The organism is Streptococcus gordonii (genome assembly GCF_001553855.1).
GTDB classification, from domain to species: Bacteria; Bacillota; Bacilli; order Lactobacillales; family Streptococcaceae; genus Streptococcus; species Streptococcus gordonii.
Window position 1 is genome coordinate 44,562 of record NZ_LQWV01000040.1, and the last position, 22,996, is coordinate 67,557.

Here is a 22,996-nt window from a genome sequence, read left to right on the forward strand (position 1 = left end):
TTATACCTCTTTTACTAATAGTTGATCATACAGGGCTTGATAGTTGGCCATATTGACATGACCTGTCATTTTTTCTTGAGCATTGAGCATACCAAGGACATTGGCCTTGATGAGGAGTTCTTGATCAGATTCCTTATGAAGAAGACCTGATGAAATACCTGCAACAGTAGAATCTCCAGATCCAACTGGGTTAACTACTTGAATTCTCGGAATATCTACCTTGTAGAAAGTATCACCATGTTTTGCAAAAGCACCATTTGCACCAAGTGAAACGATAATCCACTCAATCCCTGCAAATAAAGGTTCTTGAAGAACTTCTTTTAATTCATCCAAATCTTTTGAAACTTCTTTTCCAAGAAGCTGAGACAATTCTTCGTTATTTGGTTTAATAACTGTTGGTTTGTGTGGTGATTCAAGGACAGCCTGAAGAGCAGCACCTGAGCAATCCAGAACGACTGGTTTTCCTGCGCGATTAGCAAGTTCTACTAAGCTCGAATAGTAGTCAACTGGAAGGCCAGCTGGAAGACTACCTGAAATGGCTACTACTTCCACAGTGTCAAGGAGATTTTTGAAATGAGCCAAGAAATTTTGCCCTTCTTGTTCAAGAACTTCAGGCCCTTTCTCAAGAATTTCTGTTTGGTTGTCTCCGTGTAGAATAGCGATACAGTTACGAGTCTCTCCTTGAATTGAGAAGAAACGTTTCGTTACTTTATCGTCGATATGATCTACTAAAAACTCACCAAGTTTACCACCGACCAAACCAGTAGCAACAACAGAATCACCAAATTCTGAAAGAACTCGTGTAACATTGAGCCCTTTACCACCAGCTGTCTTGGTTACGTCCACCACACGGTTGACAGTGTCAATTTTTAATTCATCCAAAGGATAGGAAATGTCAATGGATGGATTCATTGTGACTGTTAAAATCATGCGTCACCTCTTAGTCGTGGTATTCACCGCGATCCCATTTTTCAAGGAATTCTGTAAAGAAGTTTGCATCTGCTTGATGAGCATTGTGAGTCTCAACGTGCTCAATTTTCGCAATCAATTTTTTGTTTTCTTCTGATGGTTTGTATTCAGCATTGATGAAAGCTTCAATTATATCGCACATGAGCAATTCACCGGTGATTTTACCACCAAAACCAATAACATTGGCGTTGAGTTCTTCTTTAGCATAGAGAGCTGAAGTCATATCACGTACCAAGGCAGAGCGTACACCTGGAACTTTGTTAACAGCGTTGTTGATACCAACACCAGTACCACAGATACAAACACCAAGATCAGCTTGACCGCTAGTTACAGCTTCCCCTACTTTTTTACCAAAGATTGGGTAGTGAGTACGAGTATGGTCATAAGTACCAAAGTCAAGGACTTCGTAGCCTTTTGATTTCAAAAAATCTGAAACCGCCATTTTTTCATTGGTAACGATATGGTCACATCCAATTGCAATTTTCATTTGACTTCTCCTTTTCTTAGCACATTTTGTTGAGCATGTCGACCCGAATTTGGTGACGTCCGCCGTCGTATTTACCATTGACAAAGCCTTTAGCAATATTCTTAGCCAGGCCTTCACCAACGATTTCAGCTCCCATTGTAATCATGCGAGAGTTGTTATGACCGCGAGTCATGTAGGCAGAGCGTTCATCAGAAACTTCCGCTGCAACCATACCTTTGATTTTAGTAGCTACCATGAATGGACCAGCCCCATAAGCATCGATGACAATACCAAGATTCTCCTCTAGTTTATTCACCTCAGCTGCAACTGCAAGGGTCACATCAACAAAATCCTTGCCCTCTTCTGTCACATCGACTACTTCAAAGCTTTCTCCAATGAGAAAGTCCTTAACCACATCTTTTAGCTTATTTCCAGCAGCATCTGCACCAATAATAATTGCCATGAGCATTCTCCTTTGTTAAATATATCAGAAAGAATTTTAGTAAAACGCTTTCTTTTAATATATTAATAATATACTAAATTCATCGTTTTTTGTCAACATTATTTGTTTGTTTTTTTCATACGAATTTCACCGTATGATTAAAATAAACAAAAAGCCCTTTAAAGGGCTTTTGACTAATTGTTTATTTAATTAGATTAAACTAGGAAATTACTTTTGTATAAACTTCCAACTCTCCCTGAACAGCTTCTGAAGTCTGATCCGTGATTAAGGCTGTTATCTCCGATAAGGAGCAGATAGCAGTGAAATCCTCCTTGCCAACTTTAGATGAATCGATAAGAAGATAGCTTTCTTTTGAACGGTCTAAGGCTAGCTTCTGAGTATAAGCTTCCTCAAAGGAAGATGTCATAATTTGACCATCTTTGATGCCATTTCCACTGAAAAACATCTTACTAAAATACATACGATCCATAAGAGCATTGGTCATTTCACCGACAAAAGCTTGAGTAGCATCACGCATTTCTCCACCTAACAGAAAAACTTTAAAGGTATCTGATTTTTTCTTGAGTAGATCGTTAAAAATAGGCAAGCAATTCGTAATCACGCGCAGATGTTGATTTGATATTTCCTCAGCTAGCACTTCGACCGATGTCCCAGGACCTAGAAAGATAGTGTCTCCCTCCTCAATAAGCTGGACAGCTTTCTTGGCAACAGTTCGCTTGGCCTCAATATTTTTAAAAAGCTTTTCTTCATGTGGTAGCTCTCGATATTGTTGCACCTTATTACTCTTCGCCCCACCAAATACTCGCGTAAGCTTTCCTTGGTTTTCTAACTCTATCAAATCACGGCGAACTGTCATATCTGAAACCTTCATGGTCTCCATGATCTCAGCAACCGTTACAGTTCCAGCTCGATCCACAAATTTAAGAATTTCATCTTGTCTTTGATTCTTACCCATACTCCATCCTCTCTAGCTTGGTTTTGTTCATTATAACTCATTTCTCTCATTTTATCCACATATTTCTGTTTATTTCAAACATTTTTTGATTTATTAGCTAAAAAAAACGAGAATAGAGTTGTACTCCCTTCTCGTGTTTGATTCTTCTATTGTCTATAATAATACTGATCAGCAGGAAGATTTCCAATGTTTTGACCCAGTGCCAATCTAGCTTTGCTTGAATCTGAAAGGTCTCCATAAGGATTAGGAAATCCAATTTTTAATAGAGCAATTAGATATACCGTATTCCCAGACCGAACATTTAGGGTAGGAAATTGACTGCTAGAATGAGAATTAGGTGAGAGGAGCTTAGTGTTATTCACTTTTCCACCAACACAAATTAAATCTTCTCTCGTAATTCTATCTCTCAATCAATTTATTCTGTAGTCTGTGTTCCTTCACTATTCTCCTCGCTCGGTTCAAAAAAATCTTTTTGATTGGCAAAAACCATTTCATGGGAAGGATTGCCGTCTGACATGGTAATCGTTATGAGAGGTTGCTTGGCGGTCTTATACTTGAAAATACGGACAGTAATGGTAAAGTCGCTATTGCCGTCTGACTTTCTCATCTTATCAGTCGCTATTAAAGTCTCTCCTTCTGATTTCCATTCTGTCGTAAATTCTGCTGAAACAGCACCATCAGGAGTTTGGTAATTAATCTTCCATTCCTTATCACCACCGTCAATTTTAGCTTTATCACCCGTATTCGCTACATATTCACCTGAAATACTAACTTTTTGCTCTGAGCTGTCAGACTTAGATGTCGAAACTGATGTAGAAGAACTCGCTTGTTTTGGCTGCTCCTTATGACTAAACTTAGACACAAGAAGAAAACAAACTGTCACCGCTAAAGCCAGTGCGACAAAACTATATAGTAAGGTTAAGACTGTTTTTCTGTCCCATTTTTTTATCATCACTCATACCTCCAATAAAAAATCTTACACCTAGTATACCTTAATTCTTCATCTTGGTAAAATGCTAGGATAAAACCGACCTAATCAAAGAAATATCTTCTAGTATAGAGAACTGATTATATCTGGGAAAACTAAAACACTCTAAAAGCACCTTGCAATTTAATGCAAGATGCTTTTAACAGTTGATAGAACTTAATGTTCACTATTTATTAGTATTTTTAAACGTTAGCTTTGCTTCTGGATCGATACTAGTCACGATACTTGTATAGTATTTTTCAGCTGATTCAGTAATCTGCTCCTCATATTGTTTAAGGTATACTTCCTGTTCTTTATTACTGAGAGATTTAGTAACATGTTCTCCGGTATCAATGTTTTCTGTTGCTCCGCTCAACAATTGGCCACTCGAGTCATATAGTTTGTATCGGTCTTTGGGGTTATCTGGGACCTTAACTCCTATAACTTCATATTTAGGGATCGTTAACTCATATTCATGCTCAGCAATTTTCCTAACTTTAACTCCTTCTTTGATTCCAAATTTAGCCGTATAATTAAGGATGATAATTGCCTTTTTAACAGACAATGGAATACTGATGTTAGTACCAGGTATCTTCTTATCTTTCTCAATCGTTTCAACCTTCTGAATCCCAACATCTAAAAAAACACTTTGGTTAACTTTCTCTAAACGAGTTATTTGAGTGTAAACTTGACTACGCTCGGATGAAGCATTCTTTCCCTGAAAATATCCAATAAGATTGAAGGTTTTTGCCACTACAAATAAAGTAGTCAGTATAACTATTACAATCCAAACATAGATTTTTGCACCTAGTACTTTTTTAAAAAGAGTCTTAAACATTCTCATTCTCCTACTTCTTTACAATCAAAAATAAAGTTCCAAAACTAATCAGAGCCAGAAGAACTGATAGATATGGATTAAGCGGAAAGAGAACGACAATTAAAAGCACCACAAAAATAAGTGCTACTGTTTTTGCTATTTTCATAACATTACCCCTAAAACTTTTCAATAGATATTATATATGTATATACACTACTTGTCAAGCGCTTTCTCATATGCAAAAAAATCCCCCAGCAATATTTAGCTGCGGGGAAATTTAAGATAAAATCAAGACACTTCTTTCAAAAATTTTAATCCTTCTATCCAATCAAACTTCCATTTGGTACTTTCTCATCCACTGTAAGAAGAGTCAGTTGGTCGCCGTGTTCGGCTGAGAGAATCATCCCTTGGCTGACATATTTTTTCATCATTTTACGTGGCTTGAGGTTGGCAACGATTTGGACTTTCTTACCGACCAGTTCTTGCTCGTTTGGATAGTATTTCGCAATACCAGAGAGGATTTGACGGTCTTCACCGTCACCAGCATCCAAGCGGAATTGAAGCAGCTTATCTGAGCCTTCAACTTTAGACACTTCTTTGACTTCAGCAACTCTGATTTCTACCTTATCAAAGTCGTCAAACTTGATTTCCTTGCGGTTAAGTTTGAGCTCGACTTCTTCTGGATTCCATTCTTTTTCAACCGCAGGTTTGTTGCCTTCCATTTGTTCTTTGATATAGGCAATTTCTTCTTCCATATCCAGACGTGGGAAGATTGGTGTTCCTTTTTCTACGACTGTCAGACCTGCTGGAAGCTGATCAATTGCTAGATTTTCCAGAGACGTGGCTTGAGGCAAGCCTAATTGACTGAGGACAACCTTGCTCGTTTCCATCATGAAAGGATCAATCATGTGCGCCACAACACGAAGGCTAGCTGCCAAGTGGCTCATAACACTTGCAAGTTGATTGCGGAGGGCTTCATCCTTAGCCAAGACCCAAGGAGCAGTTTCATCAATGTATTTATTGGTACGAGAGATAAGCGTCCAGACTGCTTCTAGGGCGCGTGGGTAGTCAACTGCATCCATGTGTTTGTAGTAGTCAGCGATAGATTCAGTTGCCACCTGAGCCAGGGCTCCATCAAAGTCTGTTACATTTTCTTCATAGGCTGGCACTTGACCGTCAAAGTACTTGTTAATCATAGAAACAGTACGGTTGAGCAAGTTTCCAAGGTCATTGGCTAACTCGTAGTTGATACGACCCACATAGTCCTCAGGAGTGAAGGTTCCATCTGAACCAACAGGGAGACTACGCATGAGGTAGTAACGAAGAGGGTCTAGTCCATAACGTTCTACCAGCATTTCAGGATAGACCACATTTCCTTTAGACTTAGACATCTTACCATCTTTCATGACAAACCAGCCGTGAGCAATCAAACGGTCAGGCAACTTGATATCCAACATCATGAGCAGGATTGGCCAGTAGATAGAGTGGAAGCGCAGAATGTCCTTGCCCACCATGTGGAAGACTGTTCCGTTCCAGAATTTATCGTAGTTAGCATGATCATCCTGACCGTAGCCAAGAGCAGTCGCATAGTTAAGCAAGGCATCAATCCAAACGTAGACAACGTGTTTCGGATTGGATGGTACTGGAACTCCCCAAGTAAAGGTTGTCCGAGATACGGCTAGGTCTTCCAAACCTGGCTCAATGAAGTTACGCAGCATTTCATTAAGACGACCATCAGGAGTGATAAAGTCTGGATGAGTTTTGAAAAATTCTACCAAGCGGTCTTGGTACTTGCTAAGGCGCAGGAAGTAAGACTCTTCTGATACCCACTCCACTTCATGGCCAGACGGTGCAATTCCACCAGTTACTTTCCCATTTTCATCACGGAAGACTTCTGCCAGCTGGCTTTCGGTAAAGAATTCTTCATCAGATACAGAGTACCAGCCTGAATATTCACCCAAGTAGATATCATCTTGAGCTAGGAGACGTTCAAAGACATCAGCTACAACCTTTTCGTGGTAATCATCAGTCGTCCGGATAAATTTATCGTAAGAAATGTCTAACAATTTCCAGAGTTCCTTGACCCCAACTGCCATTCCATCAACATATGCCTGTGATGTAACTCCGGCTTCTTCAGCTTTCTGCTGAATCTTTTGACCGTGCTCATCTAGACCCGTCAAATAGAAAACATCGTAGCCCATGAGACGCTTGTAGCGAGCCAGAACATCACAGGCAATAGTTGTATAAGCAGACCCGATATGGAGTTTACCACTCGGATAGTAGATAGGGGTTGTAATATAAAACGATTGTTTTTCAGTCATTTTTTAATCCTTTCAAGGCTAATGAAACCTTTTTTGATAACACCTCATTATACCATATTTTGCAAGGTTTGAGAAAAGACAGTCACCCACAGTAAATATAATTAAAAAACCAGAAATTATTCTAGGTTTAATAGGTCACAACATTCAAATTCCGACTCTCATACTCCGCGATGAAGGTATTCAAAATATCAGTATAGCCGTCTTTAGACAGCCTTTCCACCAGCCATTCTTCTGTTTTGCCAATAGACTTGATAATATTAATTTGAACAAGATTATTTGGTGATAAGGTGGATTTAGTTTTTTTACGCCTCTTTATTCGACGATGAGTTAGCTGTTTCGTTCCAGACAGACCCGCTTGACTTGCTAGTGCTAGAAGATGCAAGCGAAACCCCATTTTTCTGACTGGTCTGACTCAAAACATAAATATAGAAAATCTTTCTTACTTCCCAAGCTTCTTGAAATCACTTTGCTATAAATCAGTTCTAAATTTTGTTATAATAAACTCAGCAAACTTCTACTAGAAAAGGAAATTTTATGAAACTCATTTCTTGGAATATTGACTCTCTCAACGCTGCATTGACCAGCGACTCTGCCCGCGCTCAGCTCTCTCAAGCCGTCCTTCAGACCTTGCAAGCAGAAAATGCAGATATTATCGCCATTCAGGAAACAAAACTATCTGCGACAGGTCCGACAAAAAAACACTTGGAGATTTTGGCAAATCTTTTCCCAGACTATGAAAACACTTGGCGTTCCTCCCAAGAGCCAGCCCGCAAGGGCTATGCAGGAACCATGTTCCTCTACAAAAAAGAACTAACGCCAACCATAACTTTCCCAGAAATCGGCGCTCCATCAACCATGGATGTCGAAGGTCGCATTATTACGCTGGAATTTGACGACTTCTTCGTTACTCAGGTCTATACACCTAATGCTGGCGATGGCCTCAAACGCTTGGATGACCGTCAAGTCTGGGATGCCAAATACGCTGAATACTTGGCAACACTAGATCAACAAAAACCAGTCCTTGCTACTGGCGACTACAATGTAGCTCACAAGGAAATTGACTTGGCCAATCCAGCCAGCAACCGCCGTTCACCAGGATTTACCGATGAAGAGCGCGCTGGCTTCACCAACCTACTGGCTAAAGGCTTTACCGATACCTTCCGCCACTTGCACGGCGATATCCCTAACCAATACACCTGGTGGGCGCAACGCAGCAAGACTTCTAAAATCAACAACACAGGTTGGAGAATCGACTACTGGCTGACAAGCAACCGAGTGGCAGACAAGGTGACCAAGTCTGACATGATTGACTCCGGTGCGCGCCAAGACCACACACCCATTGTCATGGAGATTGAACTCTAAGGAGAAAACAAATGGACTATCAAGCTGTCATTCCCGAATTTATGGTATCTGACATCGAAAAGTCGCGCCACTTCTACTGCGACTTGCTGGGATTCTCTGTCGAGTACGAACGTCCAGAGGACAAATTTCTCTTCCTCTCACTTGAAGACTGCCAACTTATGCTAGAAGAAGGTAGCGCAGAAGAATTAGCCCAACTGACCTATCCTTTCGGACGTGGCGTCAATATTTCCTTCGGCATTGAAGATGTCCCTCAGCTCCACCAAAAACTGCTGGAAGCTGACTATCCCATCCATCGTCCGCTGACAAAAAGAGAATTTCGAGTGGGAGATAACTTTATCTATCCCCATGAATTTGCGATTTTGGATCCAGATGGTTATTTTTTAAGATTTAGTGAATAAGAAAAGGAGGCTTCTAGCCTCTTTTTCAGTAAGTAAACATGAATTGACAGACCTGTAAATTCAGCGGTAAAAATCTTTTCTAAATCCTATGAAATCAACATGTCAAAGAACTTTGATAGCCAGTTTTTGTATAATTAGGTAGAATAAAATCAGAAAGCGAGGAAATCTTATGCAAGTCGGAAAGCAGATTCAGCACTTTCGTAAAGAGAAAAATTTATCTCAAGATGATTTGGCTGAGATAATCTTTGTCAGCCGTCAATCCATTTCCAACTGGGAACGAGGCGCAACCTACCCTGATATTCAAAACCTGCTTTTACTGAGCAAGGTCTTTGAAGTGTCATTGGACAAACTAGTCAAAGGAGATTTGGAAACCATGAAACAAATTATTCACGACCAAGAATTTATGCGCTATCAAAAAGATGGAGTGGTTTTTACCATTTTACTAATTGGAAGTCCTATAATAATGATTCCTCTAATTCTTTATTTGGATTGGTACGGCATCGCTATTAGTTGCTTGATTTTTGCTATCACTATGTTCTACGCCCTACGCATTGAGAAATTCAAGAAAAAGCATAATCTTCGTACCTATCGCCAGATTGTCGCCTATGATCAAGGACGCAGCCTGAGCGAGATTGAAGAAGCCGAGGAAAGAGGCAAGGCTCCTTACCAAAACATTGTCCTTCCTGTTCTATTTGGCCTTGGAATTGGCGCTATTACTCTACTGATTTCTTGGCTCTTACTTACTTTCTTCCCTATCAAATAAAAGCGAAGTCATCAGACCTCGCTTTTTAAATGTCTTTAAAGTTATAAAGTTGCGGATAGTGTTCGCACTCGGGATTTTTAGGATGGCAGATGGCACGTCCAAAGTAAATCATTGCCTGATGGGCTGGCAGCCAACGTTCCGGTGGAAGGACATCCATAACTCGCTTTTCTACTTCTAGTGGCGTTGCTGACTTTTTAACGATATCATGGTGCTTGCAGATGCGCTCCACATGGGTATCGACAGCAAAAGCTGGAATACCAAAGCCCACACTCATGACAACATTGGCTGTCTTGCGACCAACACCAGCTAGACTTTCCAATTCCGCCCGCGTTTTTGGTACTTGGCCATCAAAGTCGTCTAAAAGCTGCTGGGCACATTTCTTCAAAAACTTGGCTTTGTTGCGATAGAGCCCTAGGCGGGAGATGTATTTGGCGATGTCTGCTTCACCAGCCATAGCCATGTCTTGAGGACTTGGATAGGCCTCAAATAAAGCCGGCGTCGCCTTATTGACCGCAGCATCTGTCGTCTGAGCCGACAGCATGACCGCTACCAAAAGCTCAAAGTGATTGCGGAAATCCAGACTAGGCTTAGCGTCAGGGAAAAGAGCAATAATCTCTTCAATCACATGACGAGCCCGTTTTTTTGATAAAACCATGATTCTTCTTTCTAAGATTGAGATAGATTTATTATATCATGAAAAGCTTTTTAATGTCATTAGGAGCTTCTACTGACACGCTTTCTAACCCAGATTCGATCATACAATCTACTTGAACCACATTCTCTAAAAGAAAAATCATGACATCTTGTATATTCTTTCCTAAATATTTCTCTTTTCAATGCAGATTTCCTGTTGATGGGACTAAAAATATTTTTATCTCAATTTTATCACTGTGCAATATCGGACCAAAAAGAAATTTGGGGTAAATCAGATAAATTTGTCTCTCTGCTTATTGCAATTCCATGAAAATAATCTGTTAAACTTTTAGAATAATAAATTATATCGGAACCAACAATTGAAAATACTGGCGAAATCGGAGTATTACATGACGCAATATACCTATGACCAGAAATAGGAAATAATGTTGGAGAATTTATTAAACGACTTCGTATTTCTCTTTTCATAAGTTCTAAATCGCTAGGAGCTTCTCCCCAATTATCACTCCAATCAACATATTCTATTTCTTCTGCTATATTTTCTTTGATTATTTGTATGTAATTGCTCAGCATTTTAACATTCTGAGGTGAAAAGTCACTCCAATCATACCAGTTTTCAGGAAGTTCCTCCATATTTCCAAAAACTTTTTTAAATTCGTCAGGTAAATAAATTCTATAAGTTTGTTCTATCTTTCTAAACGTTCTATCATTAAATTTTTTTGACATTATATTCTCCTTATTTTATTCTTGTGAAAGTTTGATAGTGATCTTGAGTATACCAAACAGAACCATCCTCACCTATAACAATTATTTCCATCCCGCTTGATACTCCTTATACCTAATTCCAACAGGAAGGAGTTACTTACCATTTAAAGGTTTACTATTCTTCTTCATCATCAATCAAAAAGAAATCATAATCTTTGAAAAAAAGTATAGATGCCAATCTGTAACCAAGACAAACCCGTCAACCAGTTCGAAATAGAGGATCAAATATTCGTCACAAAGAAACCTATATTCTAGGAAACACTATATTAGTTTCACATCATTTAAATTTAGGTTTGAGCCAAAATTCTTGGATATTGCCATGCCCATCAATACCAGCAATAGTATTTCTGAAAAATTCAACATGGTTAAGATCTTCCCTTGAAATTTCAGAACCGATTTTAAGCCAACCTGATTGCTCATCATAATACGTTTCCCAATTGTAAGCATAGTCAATGCGAAAACTATCTCCCCCATTAATATCATTATCTGTAACAACAATAACACCTTTATCAAATTTAGGAGGCACCAAACTTCTTTTTATCCAAGAAAAGTCGTTATGATACCCCAAAAATTGAGTGGATTCCATATTTTCTGAATTAAAACCTAAAAATAAATATATAAAACTAAAAGTAATATCACTAGCTATTGTTGGAGTAGCTATTAATTCCTTTGTATCCGTTTTATATATTAACTTCTCTTGCTGATTATATTCTTTTTTTATTATTTTAAACATATTTTCCTACCTATTAATAAAATCAAGGTGTACAATTTGATTTGTATCTAAATCAACAACTAATTCACATAAATATAATATTTTTTCACTAACCTTCTCTAAAAGATCGATATCGTATTTTAAAAGATAGAAACATTATAATTCTTCCTCATCTTTAATAATATAGACCTCAAAATTCTTGGACTTACCTACCTACATATGTTTTTCAACATCACTTTCCCGGCAAGGGGGGAGATCATCTTACAAAATATCAAATGAAATTGTTTAGAAGCCTTATCCACAGCTTCAACAAACTGGTAAGAAATTCTATGTTAGAAAAAAGAGGCTTTCAATCCATTCGCCTCTTTACCTGTGACTAAATCTTTCCTATTTCTTGATTTCAGTCTGTTTTTTTATTATCTAACACAATTGGATGTTCTCTATTTCATTTTGTCGTTCTATTTGACTACAGATGAATATAATAGCTTTTTTATCAAGCCTTATCTTATCATAACCCCAACTCTTCATACGCCTTTCGGTAGCCAATCTGCAAGATTTGGTTATCTCGAACCAAGAGCGGCCGTTTAATCAGCATGCCGTCTGTCGCTAGTAAATCAGCTGCTTCCTGAGCTTTCATATGTGGAACTTTTTCTTTGAGACCCAGTTCACGGTATTTGAGTCCGCTGGTATTGAAAAAGGCCTTGATCTCAAAATCAGAATTCTGGATCCAGTCTAGGAGTTGGTCCCGGCTAGGTGTATTTTGGACAATATCCACCGCCTCAAAGTCCACTCCTAATTGATTGAGCTCAGCCTTGGCCTTACGGCAGGTAGAGCATTTTGGGTATTCGATAAATTGTAACATGGTTCACCTCTATTTTTTTCTATCAATCTTTGCTGCTTCATGGTTTAAAAGCCAGAGCTTTTTGTCTATACCACCAGCGTAACCTGTCATTTGTCCTTGACTTCCCAAAACGCGATGGCAAGGAATGATAATGGAAAATGGATTCCGACCAACAGCTCCTCCGACCGCTTGAGCAGAAGCAACATCAAGGTCTCTGGCAATTTGCCCATAAGTCACTGTCTTCCCTTTAGGAATCTGACTCAAATAGCTCCAAACGCGCTTTTGAAAATCAGTCCCTGCATCTGCTAAAGTCAAACTTGAGAAATCTACATCCTGACTAGCAAAGTAGGCATCAAGGAGCTGAGCAGTCTGCTCGAGAAAGGGATTGCTTGCTTCAATTACTTGTCCACTTAGACCACGCTCAAAATATTTCTGGCCAACAAACCAAGCACCTCTCAGTCCGCTTTCATCCGCAACCAAAGAAAGAGGACCCAAAGGAGAATGATAGATCATTTTATAATAAGTCAACTTTTCTAGTCCCTTTCTTGTCTTTTAGCTCTCAATCACTTGTCAGATTACTGATGATAAGTGGAGTATAAGTCACTCTTATTTAAACCATATTTTTTGGCAACTTCTTTGATAGCCTTGCTTTTTTGACTGCCGGTTTCAATGAGAAAATCAATTTCAGCCAATAATTCCTCTTCTGACTTCTCAGCTTTCTCCTCACTAGCACCATCTACAATTAGCAAGCATTCGCCCTTGAGTGGCTCATCACCAATGGCTTCCAGTAATTCAGATATCAGTCCCCTCTGGTATTCTTCATAAATCTTCGTCAACTCGCGAACTAAAACCACCTGTCTATCTCCATAGACTTCCAGCATATTTTCCAAAGTCGACTTGACCCGATGGGGGGATTCATAAAATATCTGCGTCTCAGGATAAGCCTTCTTGCTTTCAAAAAAATCTTTTTGCTGACCTTTTTTTCTAGGAAGAAAACCAAAGAAAATGTGGGGTTGAGGAGCCAAACCACTAGCAATCAGTGCAGAAATTCCCGCCGAAGGACCTGGCACTGGTACGACAATGATGTTTTCTGCAATGGCAGCTTTTACCAAGTCGTGACCCGGATCCGAAATACAGGGAAGACCAGCATCTGATACCTGGGCAAGATCATGACCTTCTTTTAAAAGAGCAATGATTTCTGGGATCCTGGCTCTGGAATTATGGTCATGAAAACTAATTAGCTTGGTCGAAATATCGAAATAATCCAACAAGCGACCAGTATTACGTGTATCCTCTGCCGCAATATAATCCACTTTCTCAAGAGTTTCTAACATACGAGTGCTAGCATCCTGCAGGTTACCAATCGGTGTCGCCACCAAATAGAGCTTACCATAGGATGACGTATCTTTAAAACTTCTCTGAATTTGCATAGCTACTCCCTAAACAATAATTCATTACAAAAAGCGCATTCTTCTTCGTCATTATCTCGTCTTTGACCATAGAAGTCTGTGCATATATGAAAACCATCCAAATAAATCCGTTCAAGATTCTCGCGTCCTTGACCGCCACCTTTACTTGGTCCTGTTTTTTCCACTTCTCCGAGTCGTTCTCTTAACTTGTCATTCTCCAAGCGTAGAACTGTATTTTCTTCAATAACACTCTTTAGATTTTTTTTTATTGCTTCTACTTCAGCCAGAGTTAGCATTAGATTTTGTGAAAAATCATCTAAAGCGTCAAATATTTCTCTTTTATCCATATCTATTTTTCTCCTTAGCTACGCTTTGCTGGCTGTATGATCATATATTCCAAAGCATTTTGGAAACTCACATTTGCCCGCCACATTTTTCGAGATTGAAACAATCTATCTAAAGAAGTCCGACCACTTTCTTTCTCTATATGTTGAGAAAATAAAATCTCTAGAATCCTAAAAATCTGATCCTGTTTCTCCTTATCATCAGCCAAACTGCTTAATCTAGCAACCTGTAAAAAGGCCAAATCCTTCTTAGCAAGACAAAGATCAACAAAGCGCTGACAGACTTGTGTTACATCAAAGAAGGATTTGCTAGTCTGCAAGTTTTGAGCTTCCTCTAAAGTCTGGCTATAAGCGGCAAGAAGCTGCGCCTGGTCCTTAAGCAAGCCAGACTCTTCCAATTTCGCTACTAAGTAATCTTCATTTTTGGGGAAATGAAAGACCTGGGTCCGACTTTTAATCGTAGGTAAGATCAAATTTTCATCACTGGTCAGAAGGAAAATATATACCTCACTTTGAGGTTCTTCTATCATTTTTAAGAGAGAATTTGCCGCATTCAGGTGCATTTTTTCTGCCTCACAAATGATAAATACCTGCTCATTACCTTCTACTCCGCTCTGCGAAAAATTCTTGAGTAGCTCTCGTATACGTTCTGTTTTGATGATTTGATTTTGTGGGCGAACCACTGTAACATCTGAAAAATCTTCCTCAGCAATCAGACGACAAGACCGGCATTCACCACATGGCCAAACACCCATCTTATCCTGACAGAAACGGCTCTGGGCTAATTTCTGGGCCAAATCAAAGCTGGCAAAATTTCCTGTAAAAAGATAAGCATGGTTAAGCTTATCTTGCTCTAGAATTCGTTCAAAACGATCAACAATTTTAGGTTGAAGTTCCTTTAGTTCATTCATTTTCATGATTTACTGTTTAAGTGCTGGTTTAGGACAGCTAGGCTATCTTTCACAACTGCTTCTAAAGCCTGGCTGGCATCAATTTTAACTAGACGTTCTGGATCTTTTTCCAAGCTATAGAGGTAACCCTGACGGACTCGTTGATGCATTTCCAGTCCCTCTAAGTCAAGACGGTTGACTTCACGATTCTTATTTTTAGCGATGCGAGCAAGACCTTCTTCGACATCTAAATCGAAATACAAGGTTAGATCTGGCTTAAGACCATCCGTTGCAAATTGATTGAGCCATTCAATATCAGCTACATCTAAACCACGGCCAAAACCTTGATAGGCAACAGAACTATCAATGAAACGATCCATGATAACTAATTTACCAGCTTCTAAGGCAGGAAGCACTTTTTCTATCAAATGCTGTCTACGACTGGCAATATAAAGTAAAAGTTCTGTCTTCCCATCCATCTCTGTATTATTCTGGTCCAATATCACTTCTCGAATAGCCTCTGAAATTGGCACACCACCAGGCTCTCTAGTCGTCACTACTTGATGCCCTTTGGCTTCTAAAATCGGTACCAGAGCTTCTAAAACGCTAGATTTTCCAGCTCCATCCGGACCTTCTAGCGAAACCAACAATCCTCTTTTCATATGTTCCTTTTCTATGCTTATAGAGCAAGGAATACTCCTATAATGCTCTTATCTGCCTGACAGTTCATTTATCTTCCCTATAGTTTTTATGCAAACGTGGGAAACTTACAGATTCCTTACTGCCAGAAAGCAATACTCGTTCTATTTTTTTACAATTCTTTTACTATTTTATCAAAAAAAATCATTAAATTCATTACATAAGTTAGAAACATTTGATACAATATAAAAAGGAAATTTTTTGGAGGAGATTCTTATGCTGAGATTAAAAAACATACTTTGGATTATATTTGGTGCAGGCCTTTTTTCTTTTGGGATCAATTATTTAGCTATTCCCAATCATTTATTTGAGGGTGGAGTCACTGGGGTTACCCTCATTACCTACTATTTATTTAAACTTCCGGTTTCCGTTATGAACCTAGTGATCAACTTCCCTCTCTTCTTCTTTGCTTGGAAGATTCTGGGGAAACAATCTTTCTACTACAGCCTAATTGGAACATTCTCTGTATCAGCTTGGCTGGCCATTTTTGAAAAAATTCCTTTTGTAGTAGATTTAGACGGAGACTTGGTCATTGTGTCTTTGATAGCTGGTATCATCCTCGGAGCCGGACTAGGAATCATTTTCAACGCCGGTGGAACAACCGGAGGTTCCGATATTATTGCTCGTATTTTAAATAAATACACCCATATTTCTATCGGAAAACTCATGTTTGCCGTTGACTTCTTTGTTCTTTTCTTAGTCGTGATTGTCTTTAAAGACTTGCGTCTTGTAACTTATACACTGGTATTTGTCTTTATTGCTTCCCGAGTTATTGACCTTATCGCTGAAGGTGGTTATGCCGGTAAAGGTTTCTTAGTCGTTACTGGAAAATCTGAAGAATTAGCACAGGCTGTTGTTGAAGAACTGGGTCGAGGTGTGACCTTGCTAAATGGTACTGGTTACTACACAAAGCAAGACTACAAAGTCATCTACTGCGTCCTAGCTCGAAATGAAATGCAACAGATGAAGGAAATTATTCATCGAATTGACCCTCACGCCTTTATCACAATTACAGAGGCTCACGAGATTTTGGGAGAAGGTTTCACCTTAGACGAAAACAAACAACCAATCGCTCGTTAAATAATATCCACACAAAAAGGAATCCAAAATTTGGATTCCTTTTTATTTGCTTCCAACGTTAATCCGGTTAATCGCCCGTTGCAGAGCAATCTTAGCCCGACGTTCTTGGTCAATCAAGTGCTTGTCGTGTGCTTCTTCGATTTCTTGCTCAGCCCTGAGTTTAGCTCTCTCAGCCCGGCTGATATCAATATCTCGCTCACGCTCAGCTGAGTCCGCCACAATGGTAATGACATTATCTGCAATTTCAATGATTCCGCCATTGACTGCTATCCAGTCGATATGTTTATCATCATCGACCCGGCGTACCTTGACCTGATCTACTTCTAAAACAGCGATGGTATTGATGTGTCGTGGTAAAATCCCCAACTCTCCATCAATGGTCTTTACGGAAACAAATGCAGCATGGTGGTCATAAACGAGACCGTCCGGAGTAACGATTTGTACTGTCATTTGAGCCATCATTCACCTCTTAGAATCCCATTTTTTCTGCTTTAGCCAGAACATCCTCAATAGAACCAACTCCACGGAAGGCATCTTCTGGTAACTTGTCGTGTTTTCCTTCAAGAATTTCTTTGAAGCCACGAACTGTTTCAGCAACTGGTACATAAGAACCAGGTTGACCTGTAAACTGCTCAGCCACATTAAAGTTTTGTGATAGGAAGAATTGGATCCGACGTGCACGTGCAACCAAAGTCTTTTCTTCATCAGACAATTCATCCATACCTAGGATGGCAATAATATCTTGCAATTCGTGATAGCGTTGTAAGACTCGCTTAACTTCAGCAGCTACCGCGTAGTGCTCTTCTCCGACAATCTCAGGCGCCAAGGCACGAGAGCTTGAAGCGAGTGGATCAACGGCTGGGTAAATCCCCAATTGTACCAACTTACGTTCCAAGTTTGTCGTTGAATCCAAGTGGGCAAAGGCTGTTGCTGGTGCAGGGTCAGTATAGTCATCCGCCGGCACATAGATAGCCTGGATAGAGGTTACAGAACCCTTCTTAGTTGATGTGATACGCTCTTGGAGTTGCCCCATTTCTGTCGCAAGTGTTGGCTGGTAACCAACCGCTGAAGGCATGCGACCCAAAAGGGCAGATACTTCAGAACCAGCTTGAGTAAAGCGAAAGATGTTATCGATAAAGAGAAGCACGTCTTGGCCTTCTACATCACGGAAATATTCGGCAATTGTCAAACCAGTTAGGGCAACACGCATACGTGCTCCTGGTGGTTCATTCATCTGACCAAAGACCATGGCAGTTTTCTCAATAACGCCAGATTCTTTCATTTCCCAGTAAAGGTCGTTCCCTTCACGAGTCCGTTCTCCAACACCAGTAAATACTGAGATACCACCGTGTTCTTGGGCAATGTTGTGAATCAATTCTTGGATCAAGACGGTTTTACCAACTCCGGCACCACCGAAGAGTCCAACCTTCCCACCTTTTAGATAAGGTGCTAGAAGGTCGATAACCTTGATTCCTGTTTCCAGGATTTCAGATGAAGTTGATAACTCATCAAAGGTCGGTGCTTTCTTATGAATTGGTTGACGTTCTGCATCATCCCCAAACGGTGCATCCAAGTCAATAGTGTCTCCAAGAACATTGAAGACCCGACCCAAGGTTTCTTTACCAACCGGTACAGAAATCGGACGACCTGTGTCAAGAACCTCCAAACCACGTGTCAAACCATCTGTTGACTCCATGGCAATAGTCCGAACTACACCGTCACCAAGCTCAAGAGCTACTTCAAGGACGATTTTTGATTTTTTCTCATCATTTTTATAGACTACAAGTGCATTATTTATCTCAGGTAGCCTATCTCCAGCTGCAAACGCAACGTCTACGACTGGCCCGATTACCTGAGTAATTTTGCCTGAGCTCATGTTATTTTCCTCGTTTAATTTCTAATTAATCAGTGGCCTATTCTAGGGCACTAGCACCCGCCACAATTTCAGTAATTTCCTGTGTAATGGCAGCTTGCCGAGCACGGTTGTACTGAATCGTCAAATCACTGATGACTTTTTTAGCATTATCAGTCGCTGTCTGCATGGCTGTCATGCCGGCAGCATTTTCAGCTGTCTTAGCATCAATAATAGCCCCATAAATCATGCTCTCAGCAAACTGAGGCAACAATTGGTCCAAAATAGCTTCACGACTAGATTCTAATTCCAAATTAACGGTATAATCCTCGTCAGCTTCATTTGGATCCAAGTCAATAATCGGTAGCATTTGCTCAATCCGCATCTGACTAGTCAGACTATTGACATGATGGTTGTAACAGACATAAAGCTCATCAAAGAGTTCATTTTGATACATCTCAATGGCCTTACTAATAATCTTACGAACCTCATCAAAGCTTGGTTGATCGGGTAAACCACGCAGTTCATAAACTGGCTGAACCCCTCTAGCTCGACAAAAGTCCGCACCAACACCTCCAATACAGAGAATCTCAAAATCATCTCCCTTTGGATGGTATTCTGCCTTCAGCTCCATCATGGCTTTGAGAATGGTGGCATTGTAGCCACCAACCAAGCCACGGTCAGATGTGATAACAATGTAACCTGTTTTTTTGACTGGTCTACTTGTCAGCATTGGATGGTGTTTAGCATTTTCTGCCTCATGTCCATGAAGCAAATCCGTTAAGAGTTTCCGAACCTTGGAAGCATAAATTTGAAAGTTCTTAGCTGCTTCCTCGGATTTTCCTAACTTAGCCGCTGATACCATTTGCATAGCATTAGTGATTTGACTGGTGTTTTTTGTGGATGCAATTTTATTTTTGATATCGTTCAATGAAACTGCCATCTGACACCTCTATTCTTATTTAAAGCTAGACTGATTGACAAACTCAGTAATAGCGGCATCCAGAACTTCCTCACTCGGAAGATCCTTAGTCGTCCGGATTGTTTCATAAATACCTTCTTGATGTGCATCAAAGTAGGCAAATAATTCTTCCTCAAAGCGAAGAATGTCATCAACCGGAACACTGTCCAAGAAGCCATGAGTCAAAGCATAGAGAATGACTACTTGCTTTTCCACAGGAAGTGGCTTATGAACTGGCTGTTTCAATACTTCTACTGTTCGACGACCACGGTTTAGTTTTGCCTGAGTCGCAGCATCCAAGTCGCTACCAAATTTGGTAAAGGCTTCTAGCTCGCGATAGGAAGCCAAGTCAATCCGCAAGGTTCCGGCTACTTTCTTCATAGCCTTGATCTGAGCTGATCCCCCAACCCGTGATACAGAAGAACCTGCATCAATCGCTGGACGAACACCAGCATTGAAAAGGCTGTCGCTGAGGAAAATTTGTCCGTCAGTGATTGAAATCACGTTGGTAGCGATATAGGCTGAGATATCCCCCGCCTGAGTTTCAATAAATGGCAGAGCTGTGATAGAACCTCCACCTAATTCATCAGAAACCTTAGCTGAACGCTCTAAGAGACGACTGTGAAGATAGAAGACATCCCCTGGGAAGGCTTCACGGCCTGGTGGACGACGAAGAAGGAGGGACAATTCACGATAGGCTACCGCTTGTTTTGACAAATCATCATAGACAATCAAAACATGCTTGCCATTATACATAAACTCTTCCGCCATTGCTACACCAGCATAAGGAGCAAGGTAAAGCAAAGGAGAAGGTTGTGAAGCTGAAGCTGTCACAACAATTGTATAGTCAAGTGCACCATACTGACGAAGAGTTTCTACCTGTGTACGAACTGTTGATTCTTTTTGACCAATGGCCACATAGATACAGATCATATCTTGGCCTTTTTGGTTTAGAATCGCATCGATAGCAATGGTTGTCTTACCAGTCTGACGGTCCCCAATGATCAATTCCCGTTGACCACGACCAATCGGAACCAAGGCATCGATCGCCTTGAGACCAGTCTGTAAAGGTTCAGAAACTGATTTCCGTTGCATAACACCTGGAGCAGGCGTTTCGACTGGTCTTGTTTTATCTGTTGCAATATCACCCAGACCATCTACCGGCCGACCCAAAGGATCCACAACCCGTCCAATCAAGGCTTCCCCTACAGGAACTTCCATGATTTTACCTGTACGGCGGATGGTATCCCCCTCACGAATGTCGGTAAAATCTCCTAAAATAATAATCCCAACATCATTTGATTCTAAGTTTTGCGCCATTCCGTAAGAGCCGTTTTCAAAGACTAAGAGCTCTCCACTCATGGCATTATCCAGCCCATGCGCACGCGCAATTCCGTCACCAACATAGGTTACTACACCTGTCTCAGTAACATCAAAATCCGGCTGGAAATTTTCAATTTGTTGCTTAATTAAAGCGCTGATTTCTTGTGCGTTAATTGCCAAAAGAACACCACTTTCTATTTCAATTTTTCTTTAACTGCTTTCAACTGACGCTTAATGCTTGTGTCAATTATCTTATGATTGGCTGTAATGGCAAAGCCTCCAATCAAGCTCCTATCCAAATTTCCCTTGATGGAACGAACCTTGAGGTTCATCTTCTTCTCAATCACAGGAATAAGCCGAGCTTTCTGCTCTTCTGATAATCCCTCCACTGAATGGATAGTTACCTCAAATTCATTGGTTTCCTTCTCGATTTTCTTCAAGATATCGAGTAAGATTGGATAAAAGAAGTCTTCTCGTCCGTTTGTAATTAGGACTTCAATCAGGTTATTCACCAAGACCGAATCACATGTTTGAAACAAACGAAGAACCTTACTTTTTTCAGCTTGACTGACGCCAATATGCGATAAAAAGTCAGCAAGATGGGTTTCTTCAAAAATCCCCTTAATCTGACTTAGTTCTCTAAATACATCTCTTTGCTGATTTTTTTCAAGCACTATTTGGACAAATGGAGCAGCATACTTTTCAATGATCGCATCGCTTCTCTTGTCCATTAGGCATCTCCTAGCTTGTCGATATAACTGTCAATCAATTGACTTTGAGCTTCCTTGTCTAAGGTTTGGCCAATAATCTTACTAGCCAAATCAATTGACAAATCTGCCACATCACCCTTGATTGATCTTAAAGCTTCTGCCTTTGATTGAGCAATTTCTTGATTTGCCTTTTGCTTCAATCGGCTAACTTCTTCTGTCGTGTCAGCTAAAATACTCGCTTTGTTTTTCTCAGCTGTTTCTTTAGCTGTTTCAACAATAGTAGCAGCTTCTTCACGGCTTCCTGCCAAGGCTTCTTCACGCTTTTGCGCTAAATCTTCTGCCTTTTTGCGAGCAGATTCTGCTCCATCAATATCGTCTGAAATCTTTTGAGCACGCTGGTCTAAAATCCCAATAATATTGCCCCAAGCAAACTTCTTAATGAGAAATACTAAAAGAAGAAAGGAGCCGGCAATCAGGATAAAGTTGCCAATAATTTCACCTACGGTTATATTCATTTTATCTATCCTTTCTTTTTATTCTTCCTCACCATTAATTTTCTTACCAAGATACATAGATGTTAGCATGGTAAAAACATAGGCTTGGATACAGGAAATGAAGATTGAAAAACCAGTCCAAACCATGTTCATAATAAAGGCAATTGGATACCAATACGCTGCTTGATGTGCCCAAGTCAAGAGCAAACCAGCCAATACTTCACCTGCAAAAATGTTTCCATAAATCCGCAAGGCTAGCGAAGCAAAATTGGTAAATTCTTCCAAGATATTCATGGGTGTCATGATACCTGGAGTCACAAAACCTTTTAGATATCCTTTTATTCCTTGACGACGGATTCCCTCAACGTGACAGAATACCGTCACTAAAAGAGAGAAGCCCAAGTCAAAAGCGAGATTGGCGGTCGGCGATGTCCAGAGATTGAAACCATTGGTTGTCTGAACCTTGGCCATTAATCCCAAGTTATTAGCCACCGTTACGAAAAGAAAGAGGGAAAATAGAAAGAGCGAATAATTCTTCATATAATGCTCACCAACATTTCCCTTGGTAAAATCTATAACGAAATCATAGATGTATTCCAGAGCATTCTGCTTTCTTGACGGTTTAATCGTCATTTTTCGACTTGCCCAATAAACAAGTCCAAAAGTTACAAACACCGTTAGCAGAGTCATGGCCAGCAGGGTCAAATCAAAGGTCACAGGACCCACATTGATAGTTGGATTAATACTTTCTTCCAACAGATGACACCCCCTTTTCTAAAGA

29 protein-coding genes are annotated in these 22,996 nt (G+C 40.1%); 4 read left to right on the plus strand and 25 right to left on the minus strand.

Going from position 1 to position 22,996, the window contains the following annotated elements; genetic code table 11:
• The 9 genes from AWH02_RS09650 to AWH02_RS09690 form a co-directional block, all read right to left on the minus strand.
• Positions 1-930, minus strand: a complete 930-nt coding sequence (locus tag AWH02_RS09650) for a tagatose-6-phosphate kinase (RefSeq protein WP_060554325.1) — start codon at positions 928-930, stop codon at positions 1-3.
• A gap of 10 nt (positions 931-940) precedes the next feature.
• Positions 941-1,456: a galactose-6-phosphate isomerase subunit LacB gene (gene lacB, locus AWH02_RS09655; RefSeq protein ID WP_060954930.1), complete on the minus strand. Its 516-nt coding sequence runs from the start codon at positions 1,454-1,456 to the stop codon at positions 941-943.
• A 16-nt stretch (positions 1,457-1,472) separates the two neighbouring features.
• Positions 1,473-1,898, minus strand: coding sequence for a galactose-6-phosphate isomerase subunit LacA (lacA, locus tag AWH02_RS09660; RefSeq protein ID WP_060954931.1), 426 nt, complete (start codon positions 1,896-1,898; stop codon positions 1,473-1,475).
• A gap of 199 nt (positions 1,899-2,097) precedes the next feature.
• Complete coding sequence (locus AWH02_RS09665; protein WP_060554189.1) at positions 2,098-2,853, minus strand: DeoR/GlpR family DNA-binding transcription regulator; 756 nt, start codon at positions 2,851-2,853, stop codon at positions 2,098-2,100.
• Between the two features lie 415 nt (positions 2,854-3,268).
• Positions 3,269-3,805 carry a hypothetical protein gene (locus AWH02_RS09675; protein ID WP_060554187.1) on the minus strand — a complete coding sequence of 179 codons (537 nt, stop codon included), beginning with the start codon at positions 3,803-3,805 and terminating at the stop codon, positions 3,269-3,271.
• 202 nt (positions 3,806-4,007) lie between these two features.
• The gene (locus AWH02_RS09680; RefSeq protein ID WP_060554186.1) at positions 4,008-4,664 is read right to left on the minus strand and encodes a DUF4230 domain-containing protein; all 657 of its coding nucleotides are present in this window, start codon (positions 4,662-4,664) and stop codon (positions 4,008-4,010) included.
• A 4-nt stretch (positions 4,665-4,668) separates the two neighbouring features.
• Positions 4,669-4,803, minus strand: a complete 135-nt coding sequence (locus AWH02_RS11275; protein ID WP_260469974.1) for a hypothetical protein — start codon at positions 4,801-4,803, stop codon at positions 4,669-4,671.
• Between the two features lie 154 nt (positions 4,804-4,957).
• A complete protein-coding gene (gene metG / locus AWH02_RS09685) occupies positions 4,958-6,958 on the minus strand; it encodes a methionine--tRNA ligase (RefSeq protein WP_060554185.1) in 2,001 nt (666 codons plus the stop codon).
• Between the two features lie 127 nt (positions 6,959-7,085).
• Positions 7,086-7,352 (minus strand): YetF domain-containing protein, encoded by a 267-nt coding sequence (locus AWH02_RS09690; protein WP_052702425.1) that lies wholly within the window; start codon positions 7,350-7,352, stop codon positions 7,086-7,088.
• Between the two features lie 140 nt (positions 7,353-7,492).
• Here AWH02_RS09690 and AWH02_RS09695 point away from each other — a divergent pair, with 140 nt between their 5' ends.
• From AWH02_RS09695 to AWH02_RS09705, 3 genes are all read left to right on the plus strand, one after another.
• Positions 7,493-8,320 (plus strand): exodeoxyribonuclease III, encoded by an 828-nt coding sequence (locus AWH02_RS09695; protein WP_060554184.1) that lies wholly within the window; start codon positions 7,493-7,495, stop codon positions 8,318-8,320.
• An 11-nt stretch (positions 8,321-8,331) separates the two neighbouring features.
• Positions 8,332-8,718, plus strand: coding sequence for a bleomycin resistance protein (locus AWH02_RS09700; protein WP_060554183.1), 387 nt, complete (start codon positions 8,332-8,334; stop codon positions 8,716-8,718).
• Positions 8,719-8,887: 169 nt separating this feature from the next.
• The gene (locus AWH02_RS09705; RefSeq protein WP_060554182.1) at positions 8,888-9,481 is read left to right on the plus strand and encodes a helix-turn-helix domain-containing protein; all 594 of its coding nucleotides are present in this window, start codon (positions 8,888-8,890) and stop codon (positions 9,479-9,481) included.
• A gap of 25 nt (positions 9,482-9,506) precedes the next feature.
• Here the strand turns inward: AWH02_RS09705 and nth are convergent, their stop codons facing one another.
• From nth to tmk, 9 genes are all read right to left on the minus strand, one after another.
• Complete coding sequence (gene nth / locus AWH02_RS09710; RefSeq protein ID WP_060554181.1) at positions 9,507-10,136, minus strand: endonuclease III; 630 nt, start codon at positions 10,134-10,136, stop codon at positions 9,507-9,509.
• A 230-nt stretch (positions 10,137-10,366) separates the two neighbouring features.
• Positions 10,367-10,861: a hypothetical protein gene (locus tag AWH02_RS09715; RefSeq protein WP_053794483.1), complete on the minus strand. Its 495-nt coding sequence runs from the start codon at positions 10,859-10,861 to the stop codon at positions 10,367-10,369.
• Positions 10,862-11,177: 316 nt separating this feature from the next.
• Positions 11,178-11,633, minus strand: a complete 456-nt coding sequence (locus AWH02_RS09720; protein WP_060554180.1) for a hypothetical protein — start codon at positions 11,631-11,633, stop codon at positions 11,178-11,180.
• A gap of 487 nt (positions 11,634-12,120) precedes the next feature.
• Complete coding sequence (locus AWH02_RS09725; RefSeq protein WP_060554179.1) at positions 12,121-12,474, minus strand: arsenate reductase family protein; 354 nt, start codon at positions 12,472-12,474, stop codon at positions 12,121-12,123.
• A gap of 9 nt (positions 12,475-12,483) precedes the next feature.
• A complete protein-coding gene (locus AWH02_RS09730; RefSeq protein WP_060554178.1) occupies positions 12,484-12,981 on the minus strand; it encodes a methylated-DNA--[protein]-cysteine S-methyltransferase in 498 nt (165 codons plus the stop codon).
• Positions 12,982-13,028: 47 nt separating this feature from the next.
• The gene (rsmI, locus tag AWH02_RS09735) at positions 13,029-13,883 is read right to left on the minus strand and encodes a 16S rRNA (cytidine(1402)-2'-O)-methyltransferase (RefSeq protein ID WP_060554177.1); all 855 of its coding nucleotides are present in this window, start codon (positions 13,881-13,883) and stop codon (positions 13,029-13,031) included.
• Positions 13,884-13,885: 2 nt separating this feature from the next.
• Positions 13,886-14,209 (minus strand): DNA replication initiation control protein YabA, encoded by a 324-nt coding sequence (yabA, locus tag AWH02_RS09740; protein WP_008809472.1) that lies wholly within the window; start codon positions 14,207-14,209, stop codon positions 13,886-13,888.
• A gap of 14 nt (positions 14,210-14,223) precedes the next feature.
• Positions 14,224-15,123 carry a DNA polymerase III subunit delta' gene (locus AWH02_RS09745; RefSeq protein WP_060554176.1) on the minus strand — a complete coding sequence of 300 codons (900 nt, stop codon included), beginning with the start codon at positions 15,121-15,123 and terminating at the stop codon, positions 14,224-14,226.
• Positions 15,120-15,758, minus strand: coding sequence for a dTMP kinase (gene tmk, locus AWH02_RS09750; RefSeq protein WP_060554175.1), 639 nt, complete (start codon positions 15,756-15,758; stop codon positions 15,120-15,122). The genes AWH02_RS09745 and tmk overlap by 4 nt, the downstream gene beginning before the upstream one ends.
• A gap of 253 nt (positions 15,759-16,011) precedes the next feature.
• On the opposite strand from tmk, the gene AWH02_RS09755 reads away from it, so the two are divergent.
• Positions 16,012-16,875, plus strand: a complete 864-nt coding sequence (locus tag AWH02_RS09755; protein ID WP_045773159.1) for a YitT family protein — start codon at positions 16,012-16,014, stop codon at positions 16,873-16,875.
• Between the two features lie 42 nt (positions 16,876-16,917).
• Here AWH02_RS09755 and AWH02_RS09760 read toward each other — a convergent pair whose 3' ends face one another.
• From AWH02_RS09760 to atpB, 7 genes are read right to left on the minus strand one after another with little or no spacing between them, the layout of a single operon-like run.
• Positions 16,918-17,337, minus strand: a complete 420-nt coding sequence (locus AWH02_RS09760) for a F0F1 ATP synthase subunit epsilon (protein ID WP_111705876.1) — start codon at positions 17,335-17,337, stop codon at positions 16,918-16,920.
• A gap of 7 nt (positions 17,338-17,344) precedes the next feature.
• The gene (atpD, locus tag AWH02_RS09765) at positions 17,345-18,751 is read right to left on the minus strand and encodes a F0F1 ATP synthase subunit beta (protein WP_012130613.1); all 1,407 of its coding nucleotides are present in this window, start codon (positions 18,749-18,751) and stop codon (positions 17,345-17,347) included.
• Positions 18,752-18,788: 37 nt separating this feature from the next.
• Positions 18,789-19,670, minus strand: a complete 882-nt coding sequence (locus tag AWH02_RS09770) for a F0F1 ATP synthase subunit gamma (protein ID WP_008809478.1) — start codon at positions 19,668-19,670, stop codon at positions 18,789-18,791.
• 15 nt (positions 19,671-19,685) lie between these two features.
• On the minus strand, positions 19,686-21,191 hold the full coding sequence (gene atpA, locus AWH02_RS09775; protein ID WP_008809479.1) for a F0F1 ATP synthase subunit alpha: 1,506 nt from the start codon (positions 21,189-21,191) through the stop codon (positions 19,686-19,688).
• 14 nt (positions 21,192-21,205) lie between these two features.
• Positions 21,206-21,742, minus strand: a complete 537-nt coding sequence (locus AWH02_RS09780) for a F0F1 ATP synthase subunit delta (RefSeq protein ID WP_060554174.1) — start codon at positions 21,740-21,742, stop codon at positions 21,206-21,208.
• Positions 21,742-22,236, minus strand: a complete 495-nt coding sequence (gene atpF / locus AWH02_RS09785; RefSeq protein ID WP_045503861.1) for a F0F1 ATP synthase subunit B — start codon at positions 22,234-22,236, stop codon at positions 21,742-21,744. The genes AWH02_RS09780 and atpF overlap by 1 nt, the downstream gene beginning before the upstream one ends.
• 18 nt (positions 22,237-22,254) lie before the next feature.
• Positions 22,255-22,971 carry a F0F1 ATP synthase subunit A gene (gene atpB / locus AWH02_RS09790; protein ID WP_045503863.1) on the minus strand — a complete coding sequence of 239 codons (717 nt, stop codon included), beginning with the start codon at positions 22,969-22,971 and terminating at the stop codon, positions 22,255-22,257.
• Positions 22,972-22,996 lie beyond the last annotated feature (25 nt).

Excerpts from the sequence above, each read along its gene's own strand:
- AWH02_RS09650 (WP_060554325.1), bottom strand. The coding sequence starts at position 930 with ATGATTTTAACAGTCACAATGAATCCATCCATTGACATTTCCTATCCT.
- lacB (WP_060954930.1), bottom strand. The coding sequence starts at position 1,456 with ATGAAAATTGCAATTGGATGTGACCATATCGTTACCAATGAAAAAATG.
- lacA (WP_060954931.1), bottom strand. The coding sequence starts at position 1,898 with ATGGCAATTATTATTGGTGCAGATGCTGCTGGAAATAAGCTAAAAGAT.
- AWH02_RS09665 (WP_060554189.1), bottom strand. The coding sequence starts at position 2,853 with ATGGGTAAGAATCAAAGACAAGATGAAATTCTTAAATTTGTGGATCGA.
- AWH02_RS09675 (WP_060554187.1), bottom strand. The coding sequence starts at position 3,805 with ATGATAAAAAAATGGGACAGAAAAACAGTCTTAACCTTACTATATAGT.
- AWH02_RS09680 (WP_060554186.1), bottom strand. The coding sequence starts at position 4,664 with ATGAGAATGTTTAAGACTCTTTTTAAAAAAGTACTAGGTGCAAAAATC.
- AWH02_RS11275 (WP_260469974.1), bottom strand. The coding sequence starts at position 4,803 with ATGAAAATAGCAAAAACAGTAGCACTTATTTTTGTGGTGCTTTTAATT.
- metG (WP_060554185.1), bottom strand. The coding sequence starts at position 6,958 with ATGACTGAAAAACAATCGTTTTATATTACAACCCCTATCTACTATCCG.
- AWH02_RS09690 (WP_052702425.1), bottom strand. The coding sequence starts at position 7,352 with ATGGGGTTTCGCTTGCATCTTCTAGCACTAGCAAGTCAAGCGGGTCTG.
- AWH02_RS09695 (WP_060554184.1), top strand. The coding sequence starts at position 7,493 with ATGAAACTCATTTCTTGGAATATTGACTCTCTCAACGCTGCATTGACC.
- AWH02_RS09700 (WP_060554183.1), top strand. The coding sequence starts at position 8,332 with ATGGACTATCAAGCTGTCATTCCCGAATTTATGGTATCTGACATCGAA.
- AWH02_RS09705 (WP_060554182.1), top strand. The coding sequence starts at position 8,888 with ATGCAAGTCGGAAAGCAGATTCAGCACTTTCGTAAAGAGAAAAATTTA.
- nth (WP_060554181.1), bottom strand. The coding sequence starts at position 10,136 with ATGGTTTTATCAAAAAAACGGGCTCGTCATGTGATTGAAGAGATTATT.
- AWH02_RS09715 (WP_053794483.1), bottom strand. The coding sequence starts at position 10,861 with ATGTCAAAAAAATTTAATGATAGAACGTTTAGAAAGATAGAACAAACT.
- AWH02_RS09720 (WP_060554180.1), bottom strand. The coding sequence starts at position 11,633 with ATGTTTAAAATAATAAAAAAAGAATATAATCAGCAAGAGAAGTTAATA.
- AWH02_RS09725 (WP_060554179.1), bottom strand. The coding sequence starts at position 12,474 with ATGTTACAATTTATCGAATACCCAAAATGCTCTACCTGCCGTAAGGCC.
- rsmI (WP_060554177.1), bottom strand. The coding sequence starts at position 13,883 with ATGCAAATTCAGAGAAGTTTTAAAGATACGTCATCCTATGGTAAGCTC.
- yabA (WP_008809472.1), bottom strand. The coding sequence starts at position 14,209 with ATGGATAAAAGAGAAATATTTGACGCTTTAGATGATTTTTCACAAAAT.
- AWH02_RS09745 (WP_060554176.1), bottom strand. The coding sequence starts at position 15,123 with ATGAAAATGAATGAACTAAAGGAACTTCAACCTAAAATTGTTGATCGT.
- tmk (WP_060554175.1), bottom strand. The coding sequence starts at position 15,758 with ATGAAAAGAGGATTGTTGGTTTCGCTAGAAGGTCCGGATGGAGCTGGA.
- AWH02_RS09755 (WP_045773159.1), top strand. The coding sequence starts at position 16,012 with ATGCTGAGATTAAAAAACATACTTTGGATTATATTTGGTGCAGGCCTT.
- AWH02_RS09760 (WP_111705876.1), bottom strand. The coding sequence starts at position 17,337 with ATGATGGCTCAAATGACAGTACAAATCGTTACTCCGGACGGTCTCGTT.
- atpD (WP_012130613.1), bottom strand. The coding sequence starts at position 18,751 with ATGAGCTCAGGCAAAATTACTCAGGTAATCGGGCCAGTCGTAGACGTT.
- AWH02_RS09770 (WP_008809478.1), bottom strand. The coding sequence starts at position 19,670 with ATGGCAGTTTCATTGAACGATATCAAAAATAAAATTGCATCCACAAAA.
- AWH02_RS09780 (WP_060554174.1), bottom strand. The coding sequence starts at position 21,742 with ATGGACAAGAGAAGCGATGCGATCATTGAAAAGTATGCTGCTCCATTT.
- atpF (WP_045503861.1), bottom strand. The coding sequence starts at position 22,236 with ATGAATATAACCGTAGGTGAAATTATTGGCAACTTTATCCTGATTGCC.